Here is a 25,005-nt window from a genome sequence, read left to right on the forward strand (position 1 = left end):
CAGAACAGTCGTTCTACTAAGAAATGTTTTAATGGAAAGTGCAAAACGCAAACGGTTTTTCGAAGATTTCAAAAATTGGTACCGAACGACATTCGGTACCAATCCCGATTTTGGAGTTAAGAAATGGAGAAGCGATTCAAAGCAGAGATATAGGCTTGGCTACATGCCTCTATGATATCCGTGGAACTTGCTTTTCCTACGACTCTTTCTCCGTGTTTTTCCAATGTGACCGAGGCTTCCGCCAAAGCGTCTTGTCCTTCCGTTACGGGAGAGATCACCAGTTTGATTAGTTCTGCGTCCAGAACGGTCGCCTTTTGGATGGCTTTGAAGATGGAATCCACGGGGCCATCCCCGGTTGCGGATTCTTCCTTCATGGTTCCATTGATGGAAATACGAATGCTCGCTGTAGGTGTACTTTTCGTTCCCGTAGTGACATGAAAACTCTCCAGAACGAAGCGATCCTGTGATGACTTTCTGGATTCGTCCGCGAATAATGCGCGAATGTCTTCGTCGAAGATTTCCTTTTTACGATCCGCGATTTCCAGAAATCTCTGGTAAGCCGCTTCTAATTCGTCAGCATGAGGGCTGAATCCTAATCGCACGATCCTGTCTTTGAATCCCGCTCTACCGCTGTGTCTTCCGAGTACCATACGATTGGATTGGACTCCCACGCTTTCCGGAGTCATAATTTCATATGTTTCACGATTTTTTAATACACCGTCTTGGTGGATTCCGGATTCGTGAGCGAAAGCGTTGGCTCCTACGATCGCTTTATTGGGTTGGACTACCATTCCTGTGATGGTTTTGACTAAATAGGAAGCCTTCGCAATCTCTTCCGTGTTGATTCTGGTTTGGATGCCGAATTTATCCTTACGCGTGCGGAGAGACATCACCACTTCTTCCATGGCGGTGTTTCCGGCTCTCTCTCCGATTCCGTTCACTGTACATTCTACTTGTCTTGCTCCGTTTTGGATGGCGGCGAGGCTATTCGATGTTGCGAGCCCCAAATCGTTATGGCAATGAGCGGAGAAGATTGCCTTATCGCTACCTTTTACGTTCTGGATCAGGAACTGGAAGAGGTCTCCGTATTCGTAAGGAGTCGTATATCCTACCGTATCCGGAATATTGATCGTAGTCGCACCTGCCTCGATGACCGCTTCGCAGAGTTCCCGCAAAAAACTAGGCTCGGAACGGGTGGCGTCTTCGGGGGAAAACTCCACGTCTTCCACGTAGTCTCTCGCGATTTTTACCGCTTCTACCGCCATCTTCAGAACTTCCGCAGGTTCCTTTCCCAGTTTGAATTTCATATGAATGGGAGAAGATGCTATGAATGTATGGATCCTTCTTTTTTTGGCGGGAAGAGTCGCCTTGGCTGCCGCTTCCAAATCGGGACGAACGGCTCGGGCCAATGCCGCGATAATCGGTCCGTCTACTTCTCTGGAAATTCTTTCCACCGCTTGGAATTGCACGGGAGAGGAAACGGGGAAGCCGGCTTCTATGACGTCCACTTTCATCTTTGCCAACTGTAGAGCGATTTCTATCTTTTCGTTTTCGCTCATGGCCGCTCCGGGGCATTGCTCTCCGTCTCTCAGAGTGGTATCAAAAATACGTACAAAATCCTGATTTGCGCTCATATACTTGGAATTCTTCCCTTACTCCAAAATCCTGGCAGGAATCCGGCCGTAAACCCAATATTCCGGGAGAGTTTTCGAAGTTTTCCCTTTAGACCGGATCCGGGAGGAAGAATATGCAATTCTTTGCATCCAGCCTATATTCGGAAGATTGCGAGAAGGCCGCAGATATTTATGCCGGGCTATTTTCCGGATCCGTGCAATTTGCCTCTTCGAATCATGCCGAAATACTTTTCTCGGATTCCAATCGAGTGATCCTTAGTAAGGAAACCCCCGAATGCCCAGTGAGTCCCGGCACTCTGGTTTGGAGGATTTCTCCGGAAGAGGAGAAGGTACTACGAAATCGTCTGCAAGAGTCTGGATTTTCGGAAGAATCTTCCGGAAAGAAATACTTCTCCTATTTGGATCCCTGGGGAAATCGCAATTGGTTTTATTATCTTTCGGACAAGACCTAACCGGGATAAGCCTGCATCTCGTCTTTACCTTCTTTCAAGGCATGTTCCGCCATCTTATGAGCGTCTTCTCCCAGATATTTCTCTATGAAGTAATGGGAGATATAGATGATGGGAGTGATCCCTATGGCGATTAGAATCTTATAGCCGAAGTTCGTGTAGGAAATGGCGTTGAGAGTGGAAAATTCGTAGGTTCCCCAATAAGCCACGAAAATCACGACATAAGAATCCAATAATTGGGAGAATATCGTGGAACCTGTGGCTCTCAACCAGATGAATCGGTTCTTGGTTTTCCTCCGGATCAGATGGAAGATCTGGATGTCCACCAATTGCCCGATGAGATAGGCAATCACGGACCCGGCGATTACCTGTCCCGTATTGAAAAATACCACGCGGAAAGAATGGTCGTCCACGGGAGAATTGGCCGTGGCGGGAATGCTCATATCGATTTGCAGTAAGAAATAGGCCAAAACGATCATGACCATTCCTACTACCGTTAAGTAACGCACCCCTCTGCGGCCGTAATACTCGTTTAAAAGGTCGGTGACGATGAAAGTAATGGGGAAGGGAATCACCCCTAGAGTCAGATTGAAAGAATAGTCCGACACAACAAACTGGATCCACTTGGATCCTGTGACCTCAGCCATCAGAAGAAAAGTAAGGAAGATGGCTCCGAGAACGAAAAAGAGTTTGAAGGGTCGGTTGAATTGCATCGGAGGAAAAATTCTTCGGATTTTGGGACTGTCAATCAAAGAACGGGTCCGAATCCCACAAAGGTTTGACAGCTACGTAGCAACAAAATCACTGGAAGACAGTCGGTGCTTTACTTTTTGCCTCCGCGTTTCGATAAATATAAAGAGTCCAATGAATCCAAACGATGAACCACATACACCTGAGGACCTGATCCGTCCCGTTCCATACCAACCTAAAAAGGCCTCCGTCTGGCAGACGGGTCTTGTGAGCGCTATCTGGCTCTTACTTTCCGGGTTTTCCTTTTATCTGGGCGTCCAAGCCCTAAAGTCCGGACCTAAATCCGAGGCGGATAAGAAGGAAGTAACCGCTATAGTGCTTCCCAATGCAGGAGCGGGAGTAAAATCCGAGATCGCTCCCCAAGGCGCCTGGGAGGATTTTAAGAAATGGTGGAACGCTTCCGATTTCCTGAACGGAACCGACGGATCCAAGGAAAAGGCGGGGGAGTCGGATTCTCCTAAAGTCGTGATCGACGACGAGACCGGTTTTCGTGCCTCCACTTGGTTTTCCGATTATGAGGCGATGAAACGCACGGTTCATCTTTACAACGAAATCCATCCTTTCATTTACGGATTTAAAGGAAGAGAAACGAATAACGGAGATCTGTATTCTCTTTGGGGATCCGCCCAGAAGCATGCTCGTGTTGCGGAATTGAAGTCTTTGAATCCTAAAGTGAAGATTATTCCCACTATTTTCCGTTGGGAGAATAAGAATGAGAAGATCTCCGAAAACATAGGATTGAACGGACGAAACGATATCCGGGACAAGCATATCCAGAATATTCTATACGAAGTGGATACCTATAATTTCGACGGAATCGATATCGATTACGAAGGAATGAGCTGTGAAAAGAAGGAAAAATTCGAAGAGTTCATCGTTCTTCTTTCCAAAGAAATTCACAAGAGAGGGAAGCTTCTCTCCGTTGCGGTACACCCTAAGACCGCTGCCAAAAAAGTCGGCATGAAAGCCTGCAAAGGTCTGAAAGAAAAAATCAATATGGACTTCGCCGAAAACTGGCGGGGACCCATGACCCACGATTATGCTTTCTTAGCGAAGCATGCGGACCGCGTGAAAGTGATGGCTTACGAATTACATCCTCGTAAATACAGAAACCCGGGCCCCGGCCCTCAGGCTCCGAACGTTTGGATCCGTAATATCATTACTTACGCCAAAGAAAGAGTGCCTGCTAAGAAATTGTATATGGCGATCCCTACTTACGGTTACGATTGGGCTCTAAACTGTAACGCGAAGATCAAGTCCGTATATTGGTCGGACGCTCTGAAACGCCAACAATTGGGAGTGACCCATCAACCTACGAATATCACTCGAGTTCTGGCCGATAATAAGAATTCTTCCTCTTGGACCAACCTTTCCAAATTCAGTTGGGTGCATGAAGGAAAGACTTATGAAGACCCGAGCATTTGGTATAAATCCGAAGGTTGTGACCGAGTCGCTTTCTTTATGAATCGAAAAGCTTTCGAAGAAAAGATGACTCTACTTCGTTCCTACGATATCGGAGGATTTTCTTTCTGGCAGTTGCTATCGGATAACGATCCCGGAATCAACGATTACCTGGAACTACTCGTGACCAATAAGCTTCCTCCGGTTCCAAAGGCTCCGAACAAGGAAACTAATCCGGACGTAAAACAGATCGCTCCGGAAGAATCCCAGGAAGAAGCCAAGGCGGCTTCCGAGGAAGTTGTCAAAAAATAAAAATACGATTCTAACCAAAGATCCTTCTCTGGCGGCGAAAGCTCTGGAGAAGGGAGGAATCGTCCTTTTTCCCACGGAGACCGTATACGGGATAGGAGCCGACTCCCGTAATTTCGATTCTTGTTTAGAAATTTATAAAATTAAGAATCGACCCGCCGATAACCCGCTTATCGTTCATCTTGCCGATCCGAACGATATACAGAAAATCGCAGAACTCCCCAAGAACGCCGAAATCCTCTTGGAGAAGTATATGCCGGGTCCTTTGACTTTGGTTTTACCAAAAAAAGATCCCAAGGTATTTTCCGCCGGACTGGATACGATTGCGGTCAGAGTTCCTTCTCATTCTCTTGCGAGGGAAATGATACGATTGTCCGGAGTTCCCGTTTCCGCGCCATCTGCGAACCTTTCCGGTCGACCTTCCATCACTAGGCTCGAAGATGCGATCCACGAATTCGAAGGGAAGGTGGATGTAATTTTGGAAGGGCAAGAACCCGAAATCGGATTGGAGTCCACAGTGATCGATCTGAGCGGAAATTCTCCCAAGATTCTAAGACCCGGGTTCCTGGGTCCAGAGGAACTGAAGGAAATCTTCCCGGGTCTTTCCTATACATCCTACTATCCCAACGAAGAGGAAGGGATTCGTCCTGCGAGTCCCGGAATGAAATACAGGCATTATGCACCGGATGCGAATGTGATTTTTGCAGAAATAGGGACTTTGCCGAAAAAAGATTCCGCGGCAATAGGAATCGATCTACTAGAAGGTTGGGCGTTCTCTTTAAGCGTCCCGGATAATCTTGAATATATGAAAAATCTATATTCTTTTTTTCGGGACTGCGACCGGATGAGGATACGAACCGTGTATTGTTTTCCGCCGGCGGAAGGCCAAGGAAAAGAAGCATTACTCAATCGGATCCGAAAAGCCCAGGACAGATAAAAGATCGCATTTCGGATTTATAGAAACCGATTATTGCGATAAATCAGAAGCTATATCGGATAGATAGAGCACTTCGTTCGGATTATACTTCGGATTTTTTCCATTCCAGAAAGGAAGATTTAGGCCGATGGATTGCAATCCAGGTTTCATATCTTGGATGAAATCCTTCCAATTATAAGTTCCCGGCAAATACCGAACGTCTATTTTTTCGGCTTTGAGATCCTCTTTGACTTTTTGCAGGATTTCTAATACACTCGAGCAGGAATCCAGAAACCCGGCCTTGCGAAAGGTTTCTCCTAAAAAGACCCTACCTTCCCCCCATTTAGCTTCCAATTCTTTCGTACTCGTTTTTCTTGCCTCGGTGACCCTGGAATAGAATACGTCGCGAGAATGCAGTACTTCTCTTTTTAAGAATTGTTCCGACTTGGGAGAAAGTTTTCCGTACTCCGATAGGATATCTCTATGAGGGTAGAATCCGATTCTTTCCTTCTTGATTCCTAATTTCTCATATAGATTCTTCATTTCGAATCGGAGCATGACAGCACCTATGGATCCTACTACGGAATAAGGAGTTCCATGGATTTCTTTCGTTCCACAGGCAAGATAGTATCCTCCCGAAGCGGCTACGTTTAAAACATAAGTGACGACTGGTTTCTTCTCGGAAAGTTTTTTAATTTCACGGTATAGTAACTCGGAGACAAGAGCGCTACCTCCCGGAGAATTCATTTCCAGAACGACCGCGGAAATCCTCGGATCCTCCCGCAATTCCTTGAATGTTTCCTGGTAATATCTAAAAGAGACCTGTCTAGAACGAAATTCCTCTTCTCTACCTAGGTCGGGAAGAATATTCCCTTGCACGGGGAGCACTATCACAGTGGGAACCGGTCTGGATAGATAAGTGAAATTCTTCTTTTTGGAATATAGTCTGAGTCCTTTAGGTTTCAAGGTTCTATAGTCCGGCTTGCTATCTTCTTTCTCTTTTTTATACGTTTCGAAGAGATAATTTTCTTCGAACTCGTCTTCTTCCAAAAGATCCGTGAGAAATCCTAGCTTCTTTAGTCTTTCCGCACTTAGAATCGGTTCCTCTAAGATTTTTAGATCCAATCCGGAACTCTTGCGAAAGCCTTCTTCTAAAAGAGCTTTCTGGTCGGAGAGTAGGCTTTCTATATTCTTTTTTGCGGGCGGAGAGAAGGAAGTTTCTTTGGAAAGTTTCTCCAAACGCCTTGAAAGCGCCGCTTGCGTACGCTTCTACTCCCACACCTAGCTTTTTAGCCGTTCCACCGAAAAAGAAAGGCTCCGCAGAGGGAAGAACCGGAAAAAATTCGGAAGCGGAGGAGGCATATCTGGATTTGCAATGAGAGAGAAGAAGAATAGCCTTGGTTCCTCCGCCTAAGCAATATCCGGAAGTATGGATCCCTTTCTCATTTAAGGACTCGATCGCTCTGCATAGATTCCAAACTTCTCCAAATCCGTACTCAGGATTGGAAATTTGGAAAGAAATTTTCTTCAAACCCGGGACTGTACCCAATGCTTTGAGTCCCAGAAGAAAATCCAAAAGAAAGGGAGAGTCTTCCTTTCCAACTAGAACGCGGACGAAAAACGACCTTTTATCGAAGGAAAACGAACTAGGAATCTCCAAGTAAAAATGATCCCCTTTCCGGATCGCCCAGGAAAGAATCCTAAAGAATTGGAATAGAATTCGGATGGGGAGAAAGATTAGGGAGAGGATCGTTTTAAACATGTGTCGTCCTTTTGGCGACCAAATTACTAGAGCGTTTTATTCCGGAAAACGTAAAATTCCCCTCGGAAAACCGCTTTCCAACGGGGGTTTGCAAAATTTATCTGAAAGGAAAGAGAGGGTAAGAATTTGGATCACATCCGAATCAAAGGAGCTCGAGAGCATAATTTAAAGAATATCGACTTGGAGATTCCAAGAGATAGGCTTGTGGTGATCACCGGTTTATCCGGATCGGGTAAATCCTCTCTCGCTTTCGATACCATCTATGCGGAAGGTCAGAGAAGGTATGTCGAAAGTTTATCCGCCTACGCTCGGCAATTCTTGGGGCAAATGGAAAAGCCGGATCTGGATCTGATCGAGGGTTTGTCTCCCGCTATCTCCATAGAGCAAAAGACCACTCACAGAAACCCGAGATCCACAGTAGGAACCGTTACCGAGATCTACGATTACCTCAGATTATTATATGCAAGGATCGGAAAACCCCATTGTCCCATTTGCGGAACCCCTATCCAATCTTTATCCGTGGACCAAATAACGGACAGAATCCTAGGTTATCCCGAAGGAACTAAGATCCAACTCTTGGCTCCCGTAGTTTCTGGAAAAAAAGGGGAGCATAAGGACGCTCTAGAAAAAATCCGAAAAGACGGGTTCAATCGAATCCGACTAAACGGTGAAATCAAAACCTTGGACGAGGAGATCGTTTTAAAAAAGAGTTTTAAGGCGACGATCGAGATCGTGGTGGATCGCTTGGTGATCAAGGACGGGATTCGTTCTAGGCTTGCGGATTCTGTGGAAACTGCTCTCAAACAATCAGAAGGCATTTTGCTTTTGGACGACGGAAAGAAGGATCATACATTCTCCCAGAAGCTTTCCTGTCCGAATCACCCGGAAGAGTCCTTACCGGAGCTATCCCCTCGTTTGTTTTCCTTCAATTCTCCTTACGGTGCCTGCGAAATCTGCGACGGACTAGGCAGTCTTTTAGAATTCGACGAGGACTTACTTGTCACGGATCCGGAACTTTCTCTCGTAGAAGGTTGTATCGAAGCCTGGGCGGGATCCAAAAGCAATAGCTACTGGTTTCTCACAACCGTACATTCCATGGCCAAGACGTTGAAATTCGATTATAATACTCCTTGGAAGAAGCTGCCGGAAAAGGTAAGAAGAACGGTTCTTTACGGAGATAAGAATCTCAAAATAGATTACGATTTTAGAAAGGAGAATTCTCACTTCGAGTTCAGTAGAGAGTTCGAAGGTGTGATTCCGAATTTAAAGCGTAGATACAAGGACGCATCCGAAAGCAGGAGGCAAATCCTGGAAGGCTATATGACAAACCATCCTTGTCCTTCCTGCCACGGAAACAGATTAAAGCCGGTAAGTCTCGCAGTTCAGGTGAATGCTCTTACCATCGATAAATTCTCCGGATTCAGCGTGGAAAAGGCGTTGGAATTCGTACGATCCATGAAGCCAAAAGGTAGCGAAGAGGTAATTGCAAGACCCATCCTGAAGGAGATCCAACAAAGGCTTACCTTCTTAAACGATGTGGGAGTAGGCTACCTAAGTCTGGATCGGGCCGCAGGTTCCTTATCGGGGGGAGAAGCTCAACGGATTCGTTTGGCTACCCAAATCGGATCTAGGCTTCAGGGAGTATTATATATTCTGGATGAACCTTCCATCGGATTGCACCAAAGGGATAATACGAAATTAGTCAATACTCTCAAAGACCTTCGAGATTTGGGAAATACAGTACTCGTAGTGGAACACGACCAAGAGACCATGGAAGAAGCGGATTGGCTTATAGATATGGGCCCGGGAGCGGGAGTACATGGCGGAACCGTTGTATGCTCCGGAACTCCCGAAGAAGTCTCCAAGAATAAGAACTCCCTTACCGGAAAATATCTCTCCGGAAAGATGTTCATCCCCGTCCCTAAAACCTTGAGACCCGGAAACGGAAAAAAACTTAAGATCGTAAACGCTAAGGAAAATAACCTTAAGAACCTTTCCGTAGACATTCCTCTCGGAAAATTGGTGGTGGTAACGGGAGTCTCCGGTTCCGGAAAGTCAACTCTCATCAATGATATTCTATACAACGCGGCCGCTCATAAGGTAATGAAAGTTAGAACCACCTGGGGCAAACACGAGAAGATCACTGGTCTCGAAGAGATAGATAAGATCATCAATATAGACCAGTCGCCGATCGGAAGAACTCCTAGATCCAATCCCGCTACATATACCGGATTATTTACCGTGGTTAGGGATATCTTCTCCCAATTGGAAGATTCGAAGCTTCGGGGATATTCTCCCGGGAGATTCAGCTTCAATGTGAGCGGAGGAAGATGCGAGACCTGCGAGGGAGACGGAATCCTCAAAATTGAAATGCATTTCCTTCCGGATGTGTACGTAACCTGCGACGTATGCAAGGGAAAGAGATACAACCAAGAGACATTAGAAGTCCGTTATAAAGGAAAGAATATCTTCGAAATTCTGGAGATGACCGTGGAAGATTCCGTGAAATTCTTCGAGAATATTCCTGCTCTCAAAAGGAAATTGGAGACACTGGAGGAAGTAGGACTCGGTTATATCAAACTAGGCCAACCCGCTACTACCTTTTCCGGAGGGGAAGCGCAGAGAATCAAACTTGCGACCGAACTATCCAAGCGCCCTACCGGAAAGACTCTCTATATCCTGGACGAACCCACTACCGGATTGCATTTCGAGGATGTGAGGCATTTGATGACGGTTCTTCATACGCTAGTGGACCGAGGAAACTCGATGATCGTGATAGAGCATAATCTGGACGTGATCAAGCAAGCGGACTGGATCATAGATTTAGGACCCGAGGGCGGAGACGGAGGAGGAAAGATCATAGCCGAAGGAACTCCTACGGAAGTTTCCAAGGTAAAGGAATCTTTTACCGGGCAATATTTGAAGAAAGTCATGGGAAATCCGGGAAAAAAGGCGGGATAAAAAACCCGAAGATTTGTTTTATGTAAAACTAACGACTTCCCATGAAAGATCTGAGAGACAAATTAAGCTCCTTTCCTAAGGGAGAATTCCGTTCCGTTTACAAATCCTCCTTGCCGGAGATTGCGAAAGCCGGGCTTTTTTCCGCCCTGAACGGGGAAGGCTTTCGCTCTTTCCATGAAAAGCTGGTTCTATTGCCTTCCTTTCCGCACGGGGTGGGAGTCGGAGTGGGGCTTATGGCCCAAACCAATGTGGCTGGAAAAATCCTCCGATTTGTGACTGGCAAAGAGAAAGGGATCCATCCCAGCCCCGAGTCTTTGGAATTAGGAAAACAAATCTTAGATAGACTCGTAAACGGTCATGAAATATTGGGTCTGGGGGTGAGCGAGCCCGGATGGATGGGAAAACTTACGAATCTTAAATCCACTGCATCTCGCGCGGCAAACGGAAACATCATATTAACTTTTCATAAAGGGTTTGTGACGAATGGAGCCGATGCGGCCGGATTCCTGGTAGTCGCCCGTAAGGAAGAGGGAAATTTCGGCGTATTCTACGTTCCTAGAAATTCGGAAGGTCTGAAATTGGAAGAGTTTCATCTGGATTTCGCTCCCGAGGCCACTCATTGTAAGATCAGCGCCGAAAATTTGGAACTTCCTTCCCATTATGAATTCGTGGAGGATTATTCCAAATTCGGAGCGGACATCCATCTATCCGAAATGCTTTCCGCCGCGGTGTTATTCTGCGGAATGATTCGAAAGATCGTTTCCGATCTGAGCCAAGGACAGGAATCCAGGGAAAGGTTCTTCGTTTTGGGAAAACTTTGGGATCTAAGCGGTCTTCTATTCGGAAAATGTCTGGAGATCTCCGACAAAAAGGATAAGAATCCGGATTATAAAATCGAAGAGGATCATCCTTACGGATACGAAGCGATACTCGATGAATGTCTGAGCCTTCTGAAATCGATTCCGAATTTCGATGCGCAAAAGGAGTATCCGGATCTAGGATTATTCTCCTCCATCCATCCGGCACGTAGTCCCGTTTATGTAAAAAATAGGCTGAAGCAATCTAGGGAATGGAGAAAATTCGGATCCTTAAAATAAAACCTTCTTCAGCGGGAAGAATGGTCCAAATGAGAATGGTCGTGAGTATGTTGGTGGTGTCCCCATTCTTCCGAACCGATATCGTGCAATGTTTTTGCCACGATTCCATCCAATATCTGCGCCGTTTTGGAATCTTCCAATTGGATATAGATTTGTTCGAATTTCCATTCTCCTCTTAAAATCGAATAAGCTTCCTGTAGAATTTTTTTCTGGTTCGCTCGATCGACGATTAGAATCCGAAAGGCACAGGCATGAATACCTTTTGTAAGCGTCCATGTATGAGCGGAGAGTAATGCTTTGGTTCCCGGGATCGCTAAGATATCTTTTTGTAAATGATCCCACTCGTCACTCGTCGGAGAAGCTTCCAGAAGAATTGTGATACTTTCCTTTAGGATGCTACCGGCGGATTTCAGGATCACGAGAGAAAGAATCAGGCTAAGAATAGGATCCACCCAATTCCAACCGGTGAAGCGAATGATAACCGCTCCCACAAGAACGGAAACTGTTCCCAATAGATCACTGAGTACATGTAGATAAGCGGAACGCAGATTGATATTATTCTCCGCGATTCTACTCAATAATAGAACGGAAACCATATTGAACCCTATGGTTCCCAGACTGAAAATAAGCATGGAGTCGGGCAGGACTTCCACATGATTCTTGAATCTTTCTATCGCTTCGAATATGATATAGACGGAAATCCCCGAAATAAGAAGTGAATTCAGGAAGGCTGCAAATACCTCCACTCGAAAGAATCCGAAATTCATTTTGGGCGAGGGTTTTCGGTCCGCTATGAGTACGGCTGAAATGCTAAGAAGAAAAGCGAACGCATCCGAGATTACATGGCCTGCATCGGCAAGGAGCGCGAGACTCTTACTCTGAGAGGATCCGAAGATTTCCCAAAAGAAGATGATAAGTGAAAGAAAAAACGCGATGATTAGGGTCTTTACCGTTCCTTTCTTTCCAGGGCGAAGAATCGTCTGTCTGCCGAAAGGAAGGAAATCCGAATCGGAGTTTTTGTGTTCGATTTTCAAGGATGGACTCTTGCCTTAGTGATTCTTTCCGCTTTGCGGTTCTAATACGATATCCACTCTTCGGTTAAGAGATCTGTTTTCCGCCGAATCGTTGGATACGATGGGTTGGTGCTCCCCGTAACCTGCTACGGAGAAATGTCTCCCGTCCAATTTTTTACTCTCCAAAAGAAAACGCAGAACGGAAAGAGCTCTTTCCGAAGAGAGTTGCCAGTTGTCCTGGAATTTCTTAGTACGAATGGGGATATTATCCGTATGACCCTCAACGATGATCAGGTTTCCGGGGTAATCCGCAAGGATTTCCTTAATCTTTTCCAAAGCGGGGAAGATCTGCTTCTTCAATTCCGCGGAACCGGAATCGAAGGAAATCTGATCGTCGATATTGATGACTAGACGGTTATGAAAACGTTTTACCCGGATCTGTCCTTTTGCGATCTCTCCCGAAAGTTTGGACTCCAACTCGTTTGCCTGTTCGGAAAGTCTGTCGAGCTCACGCTTTTGGTTCTCGCTTAGATTTTCCAGTTTAGAGATCTGGTCGTTCAGAGCTTGGATTCTCGCCTCGAGACCCGCGATTTTGGATTCGTAATCCCGCTTTTGCTCGTCCATTTTGCGGATGCAGCCGATTTTTTCCTTTTCTAGCTCGGATCGAAGTTCCGCGATGATGTCCTGGTATTTCTTGGATTGCTTCTCGTGCTCTTCGATCAGCTCTTTTTCTTTGTTACCGCTTTTGGTTTTGAGGACGGCAATCTGATTCTCTAAAGCCTTGTTTTGCTCCGCGTATAGATTCTTGTCTTTTTCCCGGAAACTTTTTTCCTGAGCAAGCTGCTCCTCCAGAGTTTGGATCCTTCCGTCCAGAGCGAGTTTTTCTTTCTTAGAATTTTCCGACTCGTTTCTATAACGGAGACGGAGGGAATCCAACTCTAATTCCAAAGTTACCTTCTCGTTATACAGCTTGTTGTATTCCCAAGGAAAATAAAAGACGTCGGCGGAGACGGGGAGGGCTGAGGACAGAAGAAAAAAGGCGAGAAGTCGGAAATGGATCTGTTTCATAGTCGAATAGCGGGGTTAAGGTTCTATTCCTTAGGCTTCGGGCCCCCCGTCAAATGAAAAACTCCGGGGTCGAAATTCAGGAAATTCATTGAACGAGAATATTCAGGATGAATTCTGTCGAAATGGGGAGGAACCTCTGTGGAAGATAAAAATACCTCAAAGGAAGCGCTTTCCTTAAAGTCTCAGCCCCAATCCGGCGATTGGATGGAGTTCTTTTCGGAAAAGATCGAAAAGAAGGACACGGAGTTCCTGCTCGCTTTCACCTCCGCGAATCACCCAGCGGATATCGCAGAAGTCCTGGAAAAATTGGACATAGAGGACGCATTCTACGTCTTCAAACTCTGTGATTCAGAACAGCAATCCATGATTCTCGTAGAGTTCGACGAGGAATTGCAGGCGGACCTCATCTCCCGTCTGAATATGAAAGAAATTTCTCCTATCGTGGAGAATTTGGAAACGGACGAAGTAACCAATCTTATCTCCGAAATCCCCAAGGAAAAAGCGGAGGAAATCCTGAATTCCTTGGACAAGGAAGATTCTTCCCAAATCCGAAAACAATTGAATTTCCGGGAGTATACCGCCGGACGTCTGATGACCACCGAATTTGCCGCGGCCTTCGAATTCGATACGGTTCGAAAAGCGATCATCAAACTCAGAAGAGTGGCAAAAGAGACGGATGATATCTATCTACTCTATGTCACGGATGCGGAGAATCACTTAACCGGATTTATCAAATTAAAGGACCTATTTCTTGCGCCCCTCAACCAAAAGGTGAGTCGTCTCGTTAAGGAGGAAGTATTCTCCATCCATTACGATACGGACCAGGAAGAAGTGGCGAGAATGTTCCGTAAATACGACCTGGTTTCGGCGGCGGTTGTGGACGATCTCAACCGGATCATCGGACGAATCACCGTAGACGATATCCTGGACATCGTCCAAGAAGAGGCGTCCGAGGACATCTTGAGGATGGGGGGGGTCTCAGAAGAAGAAAGACTTAACACTTCCATTTGGGATTCCATTCGCCGCCGCTTGGTATGGCTATTCGTAAATTTAGGAACTGCGACCATTGCTTCTACGACTGTTTCCTTTTTCGAGGATACGATTCATAACGTTGTGTTCCTGGCGGCACTCATGCCTATCGTCGCCGGAATGGGAGGAAACGCAGGAACCCAGGCCATTACGGTGGTCGTTCGAAATATCGCTACCGGAGATTTGAATTCCGCCAACTGGATCGTTGCGTTTCGCAAGGAAAGTCTAATCGGAATCATTAACGGACTCACCTTGGGCTCCATTACCGGCCTTGCGGTTTATTTTTTCTGGGGAAAACCGGCCTTAGCGATTGTTATCTTTTTAGCTATGTTAGCGAATCTGATCCTTGCGGCTATCGTAGGTGCCTGCATTCCAATGGCTTTGAAAGTGTTAAGGATCGACCCGGCGATCGCTTCCTCTATCTTTGTTACTATGACCACGGATACTTTCGGGTTTTTCTGTTTTCTAGGTTTGGCTACGTTATTCTTACAATATTTGGTTTAGATGAAAATTACATTCATCGAATTAATATAAGTGCTTAAGGAGTTTTGGATGATTCGTTTTCAGGTCACGATTGCGGCCTTTTTGGTGTTCTTATTCTGCTTGGTTACAAGCTGTGCGACGACCTCCGGAGAAGCAGGGCCGGAAGTTCTCAAAGGGGAAGCGGTTCCAAATCCCGGCGGAGAAAGTGAGGCGGTTATAAACGAGGACGGAGATGAGGTGAAAATCACAACCTTAGATCCCGCATTCTTCCAAGCAGCCTCCAAGGATAAGGAAGAATATTTCCGGGTATTTATCACCAGCGAGTCTTATAAAGTAAGGCAGATCCGAGGAGCTAAATACATTCGCCGCAAAGTGGATAAGGGAGGAGATGCTCTTATCAGCGAGGAATTGGTGAAATACAATAAGATCAATTATTCGGACGATGGAATCATCATAGTAATCCTAAACGGAAACACCGGAGCCGTGGAAACGATTCGTTTCAATACCCGGGTTCCTCGCATCAACGATTTGGCCAAGATTATACAGAACGACGTTACTCGCTGGTCTATGGAGCATTCCGAAGAAAAGCCAGTCGTTACCAAATACCAGATCTTCTATTCCATCAAATTGGAAAACAAAAGCGGTATTACGCGAGATAATGTGAAGGATGAGCTCAAGAAAGAGGTCATTAAGAGAAAATAATCTCTTTACAATCTTAAAAATGATTCTGGATTAAATTCTGTAGCTTGTGTATTTCCAAAGGCTTTACGAAATACGCAAGCGGTTTGGTTTGAGAAGCTCGTTCCCGAGTTCGAGAATCCTGGTAACCTGTTAAGAAAATAATCGGTATATCGGACTCTTCCTTGATCTCCGAGGCCGCGGTGATTCCGTCCATATCACCGGAAAGAGTGATATCCATTAGGATCAGATCCGGTCTTACATCCGATTTCGCAAGTCGAACAGCGTCTTCTCCGGAAGTGGCCAAATCCAAAACATTGCATCCGATTTTTTCCAATTCCCTTTTCACGAGCATTGCTGTGATGACCTCGTCCTCTACCAAAAGCACTTTCAAACCTTCCAATTATTTAAACACGCTTCCTATAGATTTGCTTCGGGAAATCGATTTCGCAACGGAATCCGGGGCCGGAAAGAAGGCTAAGCTTGCCAGAAAGTTGGCTTTCGGCAATACCTCGGATAAGTTGCATTCCGAAGGAATCGTTCTTTTTGAAATCGTAATCCTTAGGCAATCCGATTCCATTGTCGGTATATTTCAAAACAAATCTATCTTCGTCTCTTTGGAAGAATAAAATCTGGATCCGAATCGAATCCGGAGCGGTAAAAGCGTGTTGGAGTGTATTGGACAGGAGTTCCGAAAGAATCAGGCCTATGGGTATAGCCACATCCATAAGTATTCTCTTGTCTTCCACTTCCATATCCAGAGAAACGTAAGTCAGTTTCTCTTCTTTCTTTTGTAGTACGTAGCTGGACAATTCCGAGATATATTGCCGCGCAGAAACGGAGGACAAATCTTTTTCTGCGAAAAGCAAACGATGTACAAGAGAGATCGCTTGGATTCTATCTTGGGTTCTATCCACAAGCAATCTAAGTTCCGAATTCTCAGGATCTCTTTCCGCTTGGAGCGAGATGAGACTTCCCACTACTTGTAGATTATTGTTGGAACGATGGTATACTTCTCGGACTAATCCCTCTTTTTCAGTCAAAGAACGTGTCAGGTCGTTTCTTGCTTTCTCATGCTCGTGAATCTCAACTCTCAGACGTTCATTCGTCTCCAGAATCTTTTCGTAAGGTTTATTTACGGAGGATATGAATACTCCGCGGTAAATAAGGCAGAATGCGATGATCTTATAGAGGTGTCCTATGACGTTATACACATCGAAAACGGTGCTGTATAACGCGAAAACCGTTTCGCTGAAAATGCAGAATATGAATGCGTAGAGGTAATTCTTAGTGGAAGCCCATCCATACTTAGGAATTCTAAATGCGTAGGCGATAAAGGAAAGAATGAGAAAAATGATGATTACGTATTCCGAGACTTTCTTGAATTGAGTGAGTCCGACTTCCGGCAAGTAAGTAGCGGGGAGAATTTGCGGAAATAGATTCACGGAAACAAAAGCGAAGGCGGAGACAAAAATCGGAAAAATCACGAATGCCCTACCGTAAGCTCCCGATCCTTTTCTGTTATCTATGAATGCGCTCGCTAAGAAAGAGAATGCGGAGAAGAATCGAACTACGATCCAGAATTGCGTGGATTTATTCGGAGAATTCGGAGTCAGAAAATCGGGCATCCCGGAATAGCCCAGCATATGCATTAAATCTATGAAGCCGATTCCTAAAAAACAGGTCCCTAAGAATAAGGTATGTCTATCTCTACTCTGCGTGTAGGTAAACCATCCCACCCCGAATATGGACATGGAAACGATTACACTGAATAATTCCGCGATATTGTGAAAGAGTAGATAAGGTGGAATCTCGGATTCGAAGTACAGGGAAGAATGGAAAATCTGGATCAGTAGGATAGGTAAAAGCGCCGAGAAAAATACGGTCCCTAAAGCCAGAGGACTTCCCTTAGAATCTATGACTTCCCGATCCATTTCCCGATTTCCCATTTAAGCACATTTCTATCTGTCACGGTAAAGGAATGACTCGGCGATTCCTTCTGAATCAATAGACGATAACGATTGGAGACAAACGTTTCCGAATTTCCGCCCAAATCCCACGTAAGCGCATTTGGGCGTAACGTTAGATTTCGGTCATTCCATTCTTAGGGACAAGAAAAGATAGCCAAATTGACAAATATCAAGAGGGGAGAGTTCTTACCCGGAAATGGATCCGGGTAAGAGAGAATGGTTTTACCAGCCTGAGGTTTCGGTTTCCTCCAATATCGACCAGGTTCCGGTGATTTTATTCAGTTTGTATCTGTATGTGAGCTGTTTTCCGCAAGTGCTCACTCCCTTGGAGAAATTCTTGGTCCTTAGGGAAGTTCCGTTCAATTTCAAGTCCAGATCCAAAGCGGTTCCGAAACAATTAGAGTTATAGAGTTCCACTTTGAACTCATGCTCGCTACCAACGCTCATCGCATTATTCAGATTGATTTCTGGTCCCGTATAAACGTCCGAATCAGGATTTGCGCTGAAGAATTCCGTCCCGTCCATATACAATTTAATGGAATCGTCGACTTTTCCGAGTTTTGCAGTAAAGACTTGCGGATTTTCCGAATATGTAGCCTCACAATCTCTTTGGTCGTAAACGGTAGTATAGCTCATCTTTGCTACGGAACGATCTTTTAGATAATTAAGAGTGTAAGCGATAGGAGCCCCCGGATTCGCCGCGGAATAATTCGCTGCTTCCGGATTCGCGAGAAAGTCCCGGATCGCTAGATACATACTCCCGGGATTGGAAGAATTCGCACTGCCGATCGGAGCCAAGGCCAAGCCTGCGTTTCCACCTCTTACGAAATAGGAGATTCTGGTCTTATCCAAAACTTCTTCGTGGGTCACGGAGACTTCTCCTCCTATAGGAGGAACCGGAGAAACCGCGGTCAATAATCCCGGATTCCAAGCCACTTCCAAAGCTGTCTTTACTTGGAGAGCTGTGTATTCGGATTCCAATAGGAAGTATACGACTCTACCGAAGGAAACCTTGGATACGTATAGAGGAGGATTGTTTTCCGCGATCTGACCTTCCGGATCCTGGAAATTTCCCAGGTCCTTGAATACGGAAGTGGAAAGAATCGGATCCTCGAAATTCACATCATAAAACTTTTGTGTAAACTTCATGAGGATATAGTTTTTCTTACCCAGATTATCGATTCCAAGGCTCGTCTTTAAGGCGACATCCGAGAATCTGGCATCCAAGCCTAGATTGAATAAAAGATGGTTCTCGCTATAAACCTGCTCTACACTGAAAGAAGCATCCGCTGCAGTTCCTACAACATTGGTGGAAAGTAGGTCTTCGATTGCTTGCTTCACATTAGAAGGCGAAATCTTGTCCAATTCCTTGGAGTAAATCGCATTAGGCGCCAATTTCACTCCGGTTAGGAATATCTTTCCTCCGGCGCGAGGGATTGTAATCGCAGTATAGCCTCCTGCCTCCAGGTATTTCCCCTGCAACAAGGCTCCCGGATATAATACTTCTATTCCTTGGTTCAGAATAGCACGGTCCGCTAGATTTCTGATCTCGGAAGCTCCCCATTGGGTAGTCGTGCAGGAATAATGCCCCGTTTTAGAATCCGGGATCGGAATCCCGGCAGGAAAAGGAGTAATATTCTCCTTGTTGGAAGCGGAGAGGGCCTTTCCATAAGAAGGCTCCGTATACAGGGATCCCGTAGCTGCGATCTTCAATCCGCCTACACTAGAGTCCGTAGCCGGTTGTTGCCCTGAGGAAGATCCACCCAATAGACCCAAAAGTCCTAAGGGAGAATTTCCGGATGGAGAGCAGGAAAAGTAAAGAGCGAAAACGCTCAGGATTCCCGACAATATATAGATTTGCTTTCGATTCGATTTGGATTTCATTTGATTCTCATTCACCAGATTTCGTTTGCACCTACGATTGGAGCGAACGCTACACACTTGCAAGAATTATTATGTTTTTGAGAGAATCGCCGAATTCCGTTGGAACACGTTATCTATATTATAAATAATTTACATTCAAATCCCGTATAAGGGAAATAAGTGAATTTGAGGAAATATAAGTAAAATAGAGGCTCGTCCGGAAGACGGCATGGAAAAAATTTGTGAAAAATAAGTAAGTTTTTTCGAGGGAAGAGGAGGGGGATGGAAATCTTAGAGAAAGCTATCTATAATTGAGAATAAGAAGGGCTTTTTGTCTTCCAAACGAATCGGCGGCTCGGTCCATATCCCAGGCCGCCGATATCCGATTTATTTCTTTATAAACGTAAGGAAATGCTCTACCTCGTTTTTAGAACCCACTATAAAAGTGGTTCTTTCGTGCAATTCTTCCGGTTGTAGGTCTAGAATTCTTTTTCCTTCTACGGTTACGGCCATTCCTCCCGCTTGTTCCGCGATCAATGCCATAGGCGCTACTTCATACAAGAGTCTGAGTTTTCCTTTGGGATATTTGGAGGATTTCGTATCGTTTGGATAGAGGAAGATTCCGCCTTTGAGCAGGTTTCTATGGAAATCGGCCACAAGGGACCCGATATATCGAAGGGATTGAGGTTTTCTGCCGCCTTCGATGGACTTGATATTTCGGATATAATTCTTCACTTCATCCGACCAATAATCATAATTTCCTTCGTTGATGGAGTAGATTCCTCCGGACTCCGGCATTTTCATTTCCGGGTGGGAGAGTAAAAATTCCCCGCAAGAAGGGTCCAAGGTGAATCCGGAAACTCCCTTTCCTACGCATAGAACGAGCATTGTTGAGGAACCGTAAACGATATATCCAGCGGCTCTTTGCTTGGAGCCTTTTTGTAGAAGGTCTTCCTTGGTTCCGGGAGTTCCTTGGGGAGAAGTTCTGAGATGCACGGAGAAAATGGTCCCAATGGAAACGTTTGCGTCTATATTCGAGGATCCGTCCAGTGGGTCGATAGCGATCGTATATTTGCCTATCTTATAACCGGTCGGAATGGAGATAACATCTTCCTGTTCCTCGCTTCCCATAACGCAAAGGTGTCCGCAACGTGTAAGTGTATGGGTAAAGATCTTATCCGCATACTCGTCTAGTTTCATCACTGTTTCGCCCTGAACGTTCGTTTGATCGGTGGCTCCTAAGATATTCTCTAGTAGACCCGCTTTTCTCACTTCTCTGGAAACCACTTTGGCTGCGTAGACTAGATGGCTCATGAGTGCCGTAAAATCCCCGGTTGCCTGGGGTAATTTGAGTTGTTCCTCGATTAAGTATTGGGAAAGACTCATCAATTGAGTTGGATGGGCGCTCACGATCGGACTCCTTTTGCGATTTTCGCTCTTACCGGATAGGAAATCGCCCCTGTCCCCGCTGACAAGCCGGATTTCCGGCATGAATTCTTGCCCTAAATCACATTATCTCAGGGCATTCGTTTCCGAAAATGGCTGCAATTTTCGATACTGCCGGTCGATATTCGTAAAGAATCATGGAAAACCAGAATCCAAGGCCTCCGATTCCCGACGTTTTCGAGGAATTCACCAATCAATTCCTCCGAGATGTGAAAAATTCACTTAGCACTGAAATGGTTCTAACCCATTTTTATTTCCAAGATCTATCCCAGTATTTTCGGTTGTTGGGAGAGCAAAAGTCCGGTGAGATATTGGGAGAGTTAAAATCCGTCATCCAAGCCCACCTACGTCCTTACGATAAGCTTTATGTTATGAATTCACGTTCGTTTCTCACGTTCTGTCCGGATTGCAAACTGGATATAGTAAAAAGTCGTTTCGACGAAGTGATTTTCCAAGTAAACCATCTAATCATAGACTATGAAATTCGATTTTTGGAACTAAACGAACCCCCGGATTCTTTCCGCCCAGTTTACGAAAAACTTCTGAAACCGCTGGCAGAATCCCTATAATATTCTTCTCTTTTCTGCCGATATTTTCCGGTTCGAAAAAAAAAATCTCTATAGTGAAAGTGAACGTTTGTACCGTTAATTTAGAAGGTGGGGAAGGTGATATATGAAAGACCGCAAAGATAAATTCAAGACGATTCTGGAACGTTACATCAATTATCGCGGTATAGATATCATTCTTACCTTAAAAGATGGAACCGTCATCGAGTTGGATAAGAATCGAAGAATGGACGGAGACGTCGTAATCAAAAACGGCGAGTTTGGAATCGAGGCTACGATCGAAATTTCCAAGATCCAAAAAGCCGATTTTTTCGCAGCATAAGTGATTTCCTCGGAAAAAAATCCCCTTTAATTCTTGCCCCCGACTTTTAATTGATATAAAATCGATTCCCGCAAAAGGAACGGATGCCTTCAAGGAGGAAGGTGTGATGGAATCGATTCTCTTTGTCCTAATGGCGGGCCTTTTCGGGACCGTCTGTATGTCCGCCGTAATGTGGTCCATCCATTACGCCGGTTCCACCAACGCGGATATGATACGAGCCATCGGTAGCTTCTTCACAAAAAAGATGGAGACCGCTTTTGTTCCGGGCATCGTCACTCATATCGTATTCGGAGTGATGTTCGCGTTTCCCTATGTGTTTCTCATCAATCTCGCTCCCCATATCTTTATCGCGTCCATAGTTACCGGCGGGGCAGTTGGCTTCTTTCACGGATATTTGGTCGGTTTTCTGTTGGTTTCGTTGGTAGCTCAAAAGCACCCTTTGGAGCAATTCAGGGAAGCGGGGATTAGCGTGGCGGCCGCCCATGTATTCGGGCATTTGATCTACGGAGTGGCGATCGGGCTTTCCGTAGGGTATTTCGGCATCGATTTAAAAAGCCAGATCGGAGGCTAGAAAAGTCGGTTTTAACCATTTCTGGTCAAAATCGACCCGATTGACGTTGACTTCCAACCCGGTCAACGGAAATTAGTAAATACGGGATATTTTGTCCCCAGAGTTTCCGGGTTTGGGGAGCGATTCCCATTATATGTCCGGCGCATTTGTTCGGGAAGCTGTTTTTACGGTTTCCAAAAGTATCCAAGCAGGAGGAGTTCCACCGAATGGTAGGAATCATCGTTAAGGAAGGAGAATCCATCGAGTCCGCTCTCAAGCGTTTTAAGAGAGATTGCGCGAACGCTGGAATCATGAGCGAGATCAAAAGACGCGAATTTTATGAAAAGCCTAGCATCAAAAAGAAAAAGGCTCTCGAATCCGCAAAACGTAAGTTAGAAAAGAAAAAACGTCTCTTCTCTCGTAAAGACCGCGGTTAATCCCCGGTCTTCCTACGAGCGGAAATAAAAGGGAACGGGTATGTCCCTGCAATTAAAAATCAATGCAGATCTAAAGGAAGCGATCAAATCCAAACAGGAACCGCTTCTATCCACTCTTCGCCTATTAAAAGCGGATATTCAATACGAGCTCACTAAAACGGGAGCCCAGGAATTGAATGACGAGCAGGTCATTACCTTAATCAAACGCGGATACGCAAAACGTACTGACGCAATCCAGATGTACGAAAAAGCGAATCGCACGGACCTCGCCGAAAAAGAAAAGGCAGAGGCCGAAGTTCTCAAATCCTATCTTCCTCCGGACGTACCGGAAGAGCAGATCCAAGCGGCAGTCGAAAAAATCGTACAAGAAATGAACGCATCCGGCCCAAAAGATATCGGAAAGGTCATGGGCAGGGTGATGGCCGAATTTAAAGGATTGAATATAGACGGATCAAAGGTCTCTGCGATCGTAAAATCCAAACTTTCCTAAGCGGGCAAAACCATTGCAGTTCCAAAGGGAATTCATCGACCGGATACGTAGGGAAGTTCCCATCGAAAGTTTTATCAGTCGATTTGTACCTTTGCAAAAAAGGGGTAGAACCATGGTAGGTCTTTGCCCCTTCCACCAAGAAAAAACCCCTTCTTTCAATGTATCCGTAGACAAGCAATTCTACCATTGCTTCGGATGCAAGGCATCCGGAGATATCTTTCAATTCGTAATGAGTTACGAGAAGGTAGATTTCCAAAGAGCAAAGGAGATTCTCTCCGAGTATTCCGGAATTCCTATCCAAGAAAAAGGAAAGGAAGAAAGGGACAGAACCGAACTATTATATAAAGTAAATAAGCGAGCGCTCCAATTCTTCCAAGAGAATTTGCGGGCACCTGCGGGACTCGCCGCAAGAGAATATCTTTCCTCCAGGGGTTTGGGAGAGGAAGTCCAAAAGTCTTTCCAGCTAGGGTATGCTCCTGCCGGCTTCCAGAATCTGACTCCAAAGGTTTTCCAAACCAGGGAGGAGATCAAGGCGGCATTGGAAGTCGGCCTCATCCGAGAGTCGGATAAGGGAAGAGAGCCCTACGATTTTTTTAGGGACAGGATCATGTTTCCCGTCTTCGATCTTTCCGGTCGAGTCATCGCATTTTCGGGTAGAATTATAGGTCCGGGCAAGGAAGCGAAATATGTGAATAGCCCTGCTTCTTCCATTTTCGACAAGGGCAGGACATTCTATCATTTAAACCAGGCCAAAGAATTCGTCCAGAAATCCAGAACCGCCGTTTTGGTGGAGGGATATTTGGATGTCATCGGTCTCGTAGATAAGGGCGTAGAAAATACGGTAGCTTGTATGGGAACCGCGGTGACCGAAAATCATATCCGCACGATTAAGAAATTCTCCGATCGATTTCTCTTGGTTCTGGACGGGGATTCCGCAGGAAGGAAAGGGGCTCTGCACGCAGCCGAACTTTGCCTAAAAGAGGGTTTGGAGTGCGCCGTTGTATTATTGCCGGAAGGAAAAGATCCTTTCGACCTTTCCAAGGAAATCAGCCGCCAAGAATTGCATAAATTATTAGAGAATTCCACTCCCGCATCCTCCTTCGTTGTGGACGAATTATTAGATAGAGCGGATTCTCGTGCCCTTCCGGAAAAAAAGAGAAAGGCCTTGGACAATCTGTATTCGTTTTTAAGGGGCTTAAATCGGGACTCCGATAGGGAATTCTTTCTGGGACTGGGAGCTCGTAAATTGGGAATCAGCATGGATGCGGTTTTACGAGATTATAAAGGGGGAGGAGCCAAGTTTGGCGCCCAAGGGTCCGATAATAATAGGACAAAGACTAGAGAAAGCGGTTCCGGTCCAAGTGCTGCGGAGAATTGCGAGAGAGAAATCATCGCTCTACTCATTCGGATCGGCGCATTGTTCCAGTTTTCCGAGGAAGTGTCGAATTTGGAATTCTTGGATACGAAAAGCGCCTTTCTATGGGACTTTTTATATACTAGATACGCTAGCGAAGAGGAGATCTCTCCTGCGGCGATCATTGCCTCGGAAATTCCCGGGGAATTTAAGGAAGCGATCGCTCCCTTTCTTTTGGATGAATCGGAAATGAGCGTCGAGGATGCTTCAACGATATTCAAGAGACTTTTAAAACAACAAAAGGTCTTCGTCATCGACGAGAAGATGAAGGAATTGGATTCCGATTCCTCCTTAGACCAATTGGAAAAACTTACAAAACTGGCATATTATAGGACCGAGAAAGCGAAGCTGTTGGAAAATATTCGCGGCGAGAACTCGGGCGTTAGATAGGGGACCT

The 25,005-nt window shown here is 45.5% G+C and carries 23 protein-coding genes; 13 read left to right on the plus strand and 10 right to left on the minus strand.

Features of this window, described 5'->3' with window-relative positions:
- Positions 1-116 precede the first annotated feature (116 nt).
- A complete protein-coding gene (locus tag LEP1GSC061_RS08045) occupies positions 117-1,634 on the minus strand; it encodes a 2-isopropylmalate synthase (RefSeq protein WP_016544744.1) in 1,518 nt (505 codons plus the stop codon).
- Positions 1,635-1,747: 113 nt separating this feature from the next.
- Between LEP1GSC061_RS08045 and LEP1GSC061_RS08050 the strand changes: the two genes are divergently transcribed.
- Positions 1,748-2,086, plus strand: a complete 339-nt coding sequence (locus LEP1GSC061_RS08050; protein WP_016544321.1) for a hypothetical protein — start codon at positions 1,748-1,750, stop codon at positions 2,084-2,086.
- Here the strand turns inward: LEP1GSC061_RS08050 and LEP1GSC061_RS08055 are convergent.
- Entirely contained in the window at positions 2,083-2,796 is a 714-nt protein-coding gene (locus LEP1GSC061_RS08055; protein WP_016544524.1) for a queuosine precursor transporter, read from the minus strand. The two genes, LEP1GSC061_RS08050 and LEP1GSC061_RS08055, sit on opposite strands and share 4 nt — an antisense overlap.
- Positions 2,797-2,947: 151 nt before the next feature.
- Between LEP1GSC061_RS08055 and LEP1GSC061_RS08060 the strand changes: the two genes are divergently transcribed.
- Both LEP1GSC061_RS08060 and LEP1GSC061_RS08065 read left to right on the plus strand, forming a co-directional pair.
- Complete coding sequence (locus LEP1GSC061_RS08060) at positions 2,948-4,546, plus strand: glycosyl hydrolase family 18 protein (RefSeq protein ID WP_016544253.1); 1,599 nt, start codon at positions 2,948-2,950, stop codon at positions 4,544-4,546.
- A complete protein-coding gene (locus LEP1GSC061_RS08065; protein WP_016544432.1) occupies positions 4,533-5,480 on the plus strand; it encodes an L-threonylcarbamoyladenylate synthase in 948 nt (315 codons plus the stop codon). The genes LEP1GSC061_RS08060 and LEP1GSC061_RS08065 overlap by 14 nt, the downstream gene beginning before the upstream one ends.
- A gap of 30 nt (positions 5,481-5,510) precedes the next feature.
- Here LEP1GSC061_RS08065 and LEP1GSC061_RS21835 read toward each other — a convergent pair whose 3' ends face one another.
- Both LEP1GSC061_RS21835 and LEP1GSC061_RS21840 read right to left on the minus strand, forming a co-directional pair.
- Positions 5,511-6,206: a S49 family peptidase gene (locus tag LEP1GSC061_RS21835; protein ID WP_232218391.1), complete on the minus strand. Its 696-nt coding sequence runs from the start codon at positions 6,204-6,206 to the stop codon at positions 5,511-5,513.
- A gap of 256 nt (positions 6,207-6,462) precedes the next feature.
- Positions 6,463-7,221 carry a Clp protease/crotonase-like domain-containing protein gene (locus LEP1GSC061_RS21840; RefSeq protein WP_016544692.1) on the minus strand — a complete coding sequence of 253 codons (759 nt, stop codon included), beginning with the start codon at positions 7,219-7,221 and terminating at the stop codon, positions 6,463-6,465.
- Between the two features lie 126 nt (positions 7,222-7,347).
- Between LEP1GSC061_RS21840 and uvrA the strand changes: the two genes are divergently transcribed.
- Both uvrA and LEP1GSC061_RS08080 read left to right on the plus strand, forming a co-directional pair.
- Positions 7,348-10,182 carry an excinuclease ABC subunit UvrA gene (uvrA, locus tag LEP1GSC061_RS08075; RefSeq protein ID WP_016544708.1) on the plus strand — a complete coding sequence of 945 codons (2,835 nt, stop codon included), beginning with the start codon at positions 7,348-7,350 and terminating at the stop codon, positions 10,180-10,182.
- A gap of 41 nt (positions 10,183-10,223) precedes the next feature.
- The gene (locus LEP1GSC061_RS08080; protein WP_016544693.1) at positions 10,224-11,279 is read left to right on the plus strand and encodes an acyl-CoA dehydrogenase family protein; all 1,056 of its coding nucleotides are present in this window, start codon (positions 10,224-10,226) and stop codon (positions 11,277-11,279) included.
- 8 nt (positions 11,280-11,287) lie between these two features.
- On the opposite strand, the gene LEP1GSC061_RS08085 is transcribed toward LEP1GSC061_RS08080, so the two are convergent.
- Entirely contained in the window at positions 11,288-12,313 is a 1,026-nt protein-coding gene (locus LEP1GSC061_RS08085; RefSeq protein ID WP_016544269.1) for a cation diffusion facilitator family transporter, read from the minus strand.
- Positions 12,314-12,328: 15 nt separating this feature from the next.
- Positions 12,329-13,360, minus strand: coding sequence for an OmpA/MotB family protein (locus tag LEP1GSC061_RS08090; protein ID WP_016544881.1), 1,032 nt, complete (start codon positions 13,358-13,360; stop codon positions 12,329-12,331).
- A 138-nt stretch (positions 13,361-13,498) separates the two neighbouring features.
- On the opposite strand from LEP1GSC061_RS08090, the gene mgtE reads away from it, so the two are divergent.
- Positions 13,499-14,893, plus strand: a complete 1,395-nt coding sequence (gene mgtE, locus LEP1GSC061_RS08095; RefSeq protein WP_016544490.1) for a magnesium transporter — start codon at positions 13,499-13,501, stop codon at positions 14,891-14,893.
- A gap of 48 nt (positions 14,894-14,941) precedes the next feature.
- Positions 14,942-15,574: an LA_2219 family laminin/E-cadherin/plasminogen-binding protein gene (locus tag LEP1GSC061_RS08100; protein ID WP_016544356.1), complete on the plus strand. Its 633-nt coding sequence runs from the start codon at positions 14,942-14,944 to the stop codon at positions 15,572-15,574.
- Between the two features lie 13 nt (positions 15,575-15,587).
- Here LEP1GSC061_RS08100 and LEP1GSC061_RS08105 read toward each other — a convergent pair whose 3' ends face one another.
- From LEP1GSC061_RS08105 to fbp, 4 genes are all read right to left on the minus strand, one after another.
- Positions 15,588-15,953 carry a response regulator gene (locus tag LEP1GSC061_RS08105; protein WP_016544358.1) on the minus strand — a complete coding sequence of 122 codons (366 nt, stop codon included), beginning with the start codon at positions 15,951-15,953 and terminating at the stop codon, positions 15,588-15,590.
- Between the two features lie 4 nt (positions 15,954-15,957).
- Complete coding sequence (locus LEP1GSC061_RS08110) at positions 15,958-17,499, minus strand: MASE3 domain-containing protein (RefSeq protein WP_016544944.1); 1,542 nt, start codon at positions 17,497-17,499, stop codon at positions 15,958-15,960.
- Between the two features lie 243 nt (positions 17,500-17,742).
- Positions 17,743-19,419 carry a thiol-activated cytolysin family protein gene (locus tag LEP1GSC061_RS08115; RefSeq protein WP_016544413.1) on the minus strand — a complete coding sequence of 559 codons (1,677 nt, stop codon included), beginning with the start codon at positions 19,417-19,419 and terminating at the stop codon, positions 17,743-17,745.
- Between the two features lie 351 nt (positions 19,420-19,770).
- On the minus strand, positions 19,771-20,793 hold the full coding sequence (gene fbp, locus LEP1GSC061_RS08120) for a class 1 fructose-bisphosphatase (protein WP_040508275.1): 1,023 nt from the start codon (positions 20,791-20,793) through the stop codon (positions 19,771-19,773).
- A 173-nt stretch (positions 20,794-20,966) separates the two neighbouring features.
- Here fbp and LEP1GSC061_RS08125 point away from each other — a divergent pair, with 173 nt between their 5' ends.
- The 6 genes from LEP1GSC061_RS08125 (at position 20,967) to dnaG (ending at position 24,998) form a co-directional block, all read left to right on the plus strand.
- Positions 20,967-21,398, plus strand: coding sequence for a hypothetical protein (locus LEP1GSC061_RS08125; protein WP_040508137.1), 432 nt, complete (start codon positions 20,967-20,969; stop codon positions 21,396-21,398).
- 103 nt (positions 21,399-21,501) lie between these two features.
- Positions 21,502-21,717 carry a hypothetical protein gene (locus tag LEP1GSC061_RS08130; protein ID WP_016544442.1) on the plus strand — a complete coding sequence of 72 codons (216 nt, stop codon included), beginning with the start codon at positions 21,502-21,504 and terminating at the stop codon, positions 21,715-21,717.
- 106 nt (positions 21,718-21,823) lie between these two features.
- Entirely contained in the window at positions 21,824-22,288 is a 465-nt protein-coding gene (locus tag LEP1GSC061_RS08135) for a DUF6789 family protein (protein ID WP_016544563.1), read from the plus strand.
- A gap of 206 nt (positions 22,289-22,494) precedes the next feature.
- Positions 22,495-22,704, plus strand: coding sequence for a 30S ribosomal protein S21 (gene rpsU / locus LEP1GSC061_RS08140; protein WP_008591132.1), 210 nt, complete (start codon positions 22,495-22,497; stop codon positions 22,702-22,704).
- Positions 22,705-22,744: 40 nt separating this feature from the next.
- Complete coding sequence (locus LEP1GSC061_RS08145) at positions 22,745-23,194, plus strand: GatB/YqeY domain-containing protein (protein ID WP_016544452.1); 450 nt, start codon at positions 22,745-22,747, stop codon at positions 23,192-23,194.
- A 13-nt stretch (positions 23,195-23,207) separates the two neighbouring features.
- Positions 23,208-24,998, plus strand: a complete 1,791-nt coding sequence (gene dnaG / locus LEP1GSC061_RS08150) for a DNA primase (RefSeq protein ID WP_016544957.1) — start codon at positions 23,208-23,210, stop codon at positions 24,996-24,998.
- The last annotated feature ends 7 nt before the right edge of the window (positions 24,999-25,005 follow it).

The organism is Leptospira wolffii serovar Khorat str. Khorat-H2 (genome assembly GCF_000306115.2).
In the GTDB taxonomy this organism is placed as follows: Bacteria; Spirochaetota; Leptospiria; order Leptospirales; family Leptospiraceae; genus Leptospira_B; species Leptospira_B wolffii.

What these genes read in the sequence shown, in the direction of transcription:
- LEP1GSC061_RS08045 (WP_016544744.1), bottom strand. Translation starts at nt 1,634, where the DNA reads ATGAGCGCAAATCAGGATTTTGTACGTATTTTTGATACCACTCTGAGA.
- LEP1GSC061_RS08050 (WP_016544321.1), top strand. Translation starts at nt 1,748, where the DNA reads ATGCAATTCTTTGCATCCAGCCTATATTCGGAAGATTGCGAGAAGGCC.
- LEP1GSC061_RS08055 (WP_016544524.1), bottom strand. Translation starts at nt 2,796, where the DNA reads ATGCAATTCAACCGACCCTTCAAACTCTTTTTCGTTCTCGGAGCCATC.
- LEP1GSC061_RS08060 (WP_016544253.1), top strand. Translation starts at nt 2,948, where the DNA reads ATGAATCCAAACGATGAACCACATACACCTGAGGACCTGATCCGTCCC.
- LEP1GSC061_RS21835 (WP_232218391.1), bottom strand. Translation starts at nt 6,206, where the DNA reads ATGAATTCTCCGGGAGGTAGCGCTCTTGTCTCCGAGTTACTATACCGT.
- LEP1GSC061_RS21840 (WP_016544692.1), bottom strand. Translation starts at nt 7,221, where the DNA reads ATGTTTAAAACGATCCTCTCCCTAATCTTTCTCCCCATCCGAATTCTA.
- LEP1GSC061_RS08080 (WP_016544693.1), top strand. Translation starts at nt 10,224, where the DNA reads ATGAAAGATCTGAGAGACAAATTAAGCTCCTTTCCTAAGGGAGAATTC.
- LEP1GSC061_RS08090 (WP_016544881.1), bottom strand. Translation starts at nt 13,360, where the DNA reads ATGAAACAGATCCATTTCCGACTTCTCGCCTTTTTTCTTCTGTCCTCA.
- LEP1GSC061_RS08100 (WP_016544356.1), top strand. Translation starts at nt 14,942, where the DNA reads ATGATTCGTTTTCAGGTCACGATTGCGGCCTTTTTGGTGTTCTTATTC.
- LEP1GSC061_RS08110 (WP_016544944.1), bottom strand. Translation starts at nt 17,499, where the DNA reads ATGGGAAATCGGGAAATGGATCGGGAAGTCATAGATTCTAAGGGAAGT.
- LEP1GSC061_RS08125 (WP_040508137.1), top strand. Translation starts at nt 20,967, where the DNA reads ATGGAAAACCAGAATCCAAGGCCTCCGATTCCCGACGTTTTCGAGGAA.
- LEP1GSC061_RS08130 (WP_016544442.1), top strand. Translation starts at nt 21,502, where the DNA reads ATGAAAGACCGCAAAGATAAATTCAAGACGATTCTGGAACGTTACATC.
- LEP1GSC061_RS08135 (WP_016544563.1), top strand. Translation starts at nt 21,824, where the DNA reads ATGGAATCGATTCTCTTTGTCCTAATGGCGGGCCTTTTCGGGACCGTC.
- rpsU (WP_008591132.1), top strand. Translation starts at nt 22,495, where the DNA reads ATGGTAGGAATCATCGTTAAGGAAGGAGAATCCATCGAGTCCGCTCTC.
- LEP1GSC061_RS08145 (WP_016544452.1), top strand. Translation starts at nt 22,745, where the DNA reads ATGTCCCTGCAATTAAAAATCAATGCAGATCTAAAGGAAGCGATCAAA.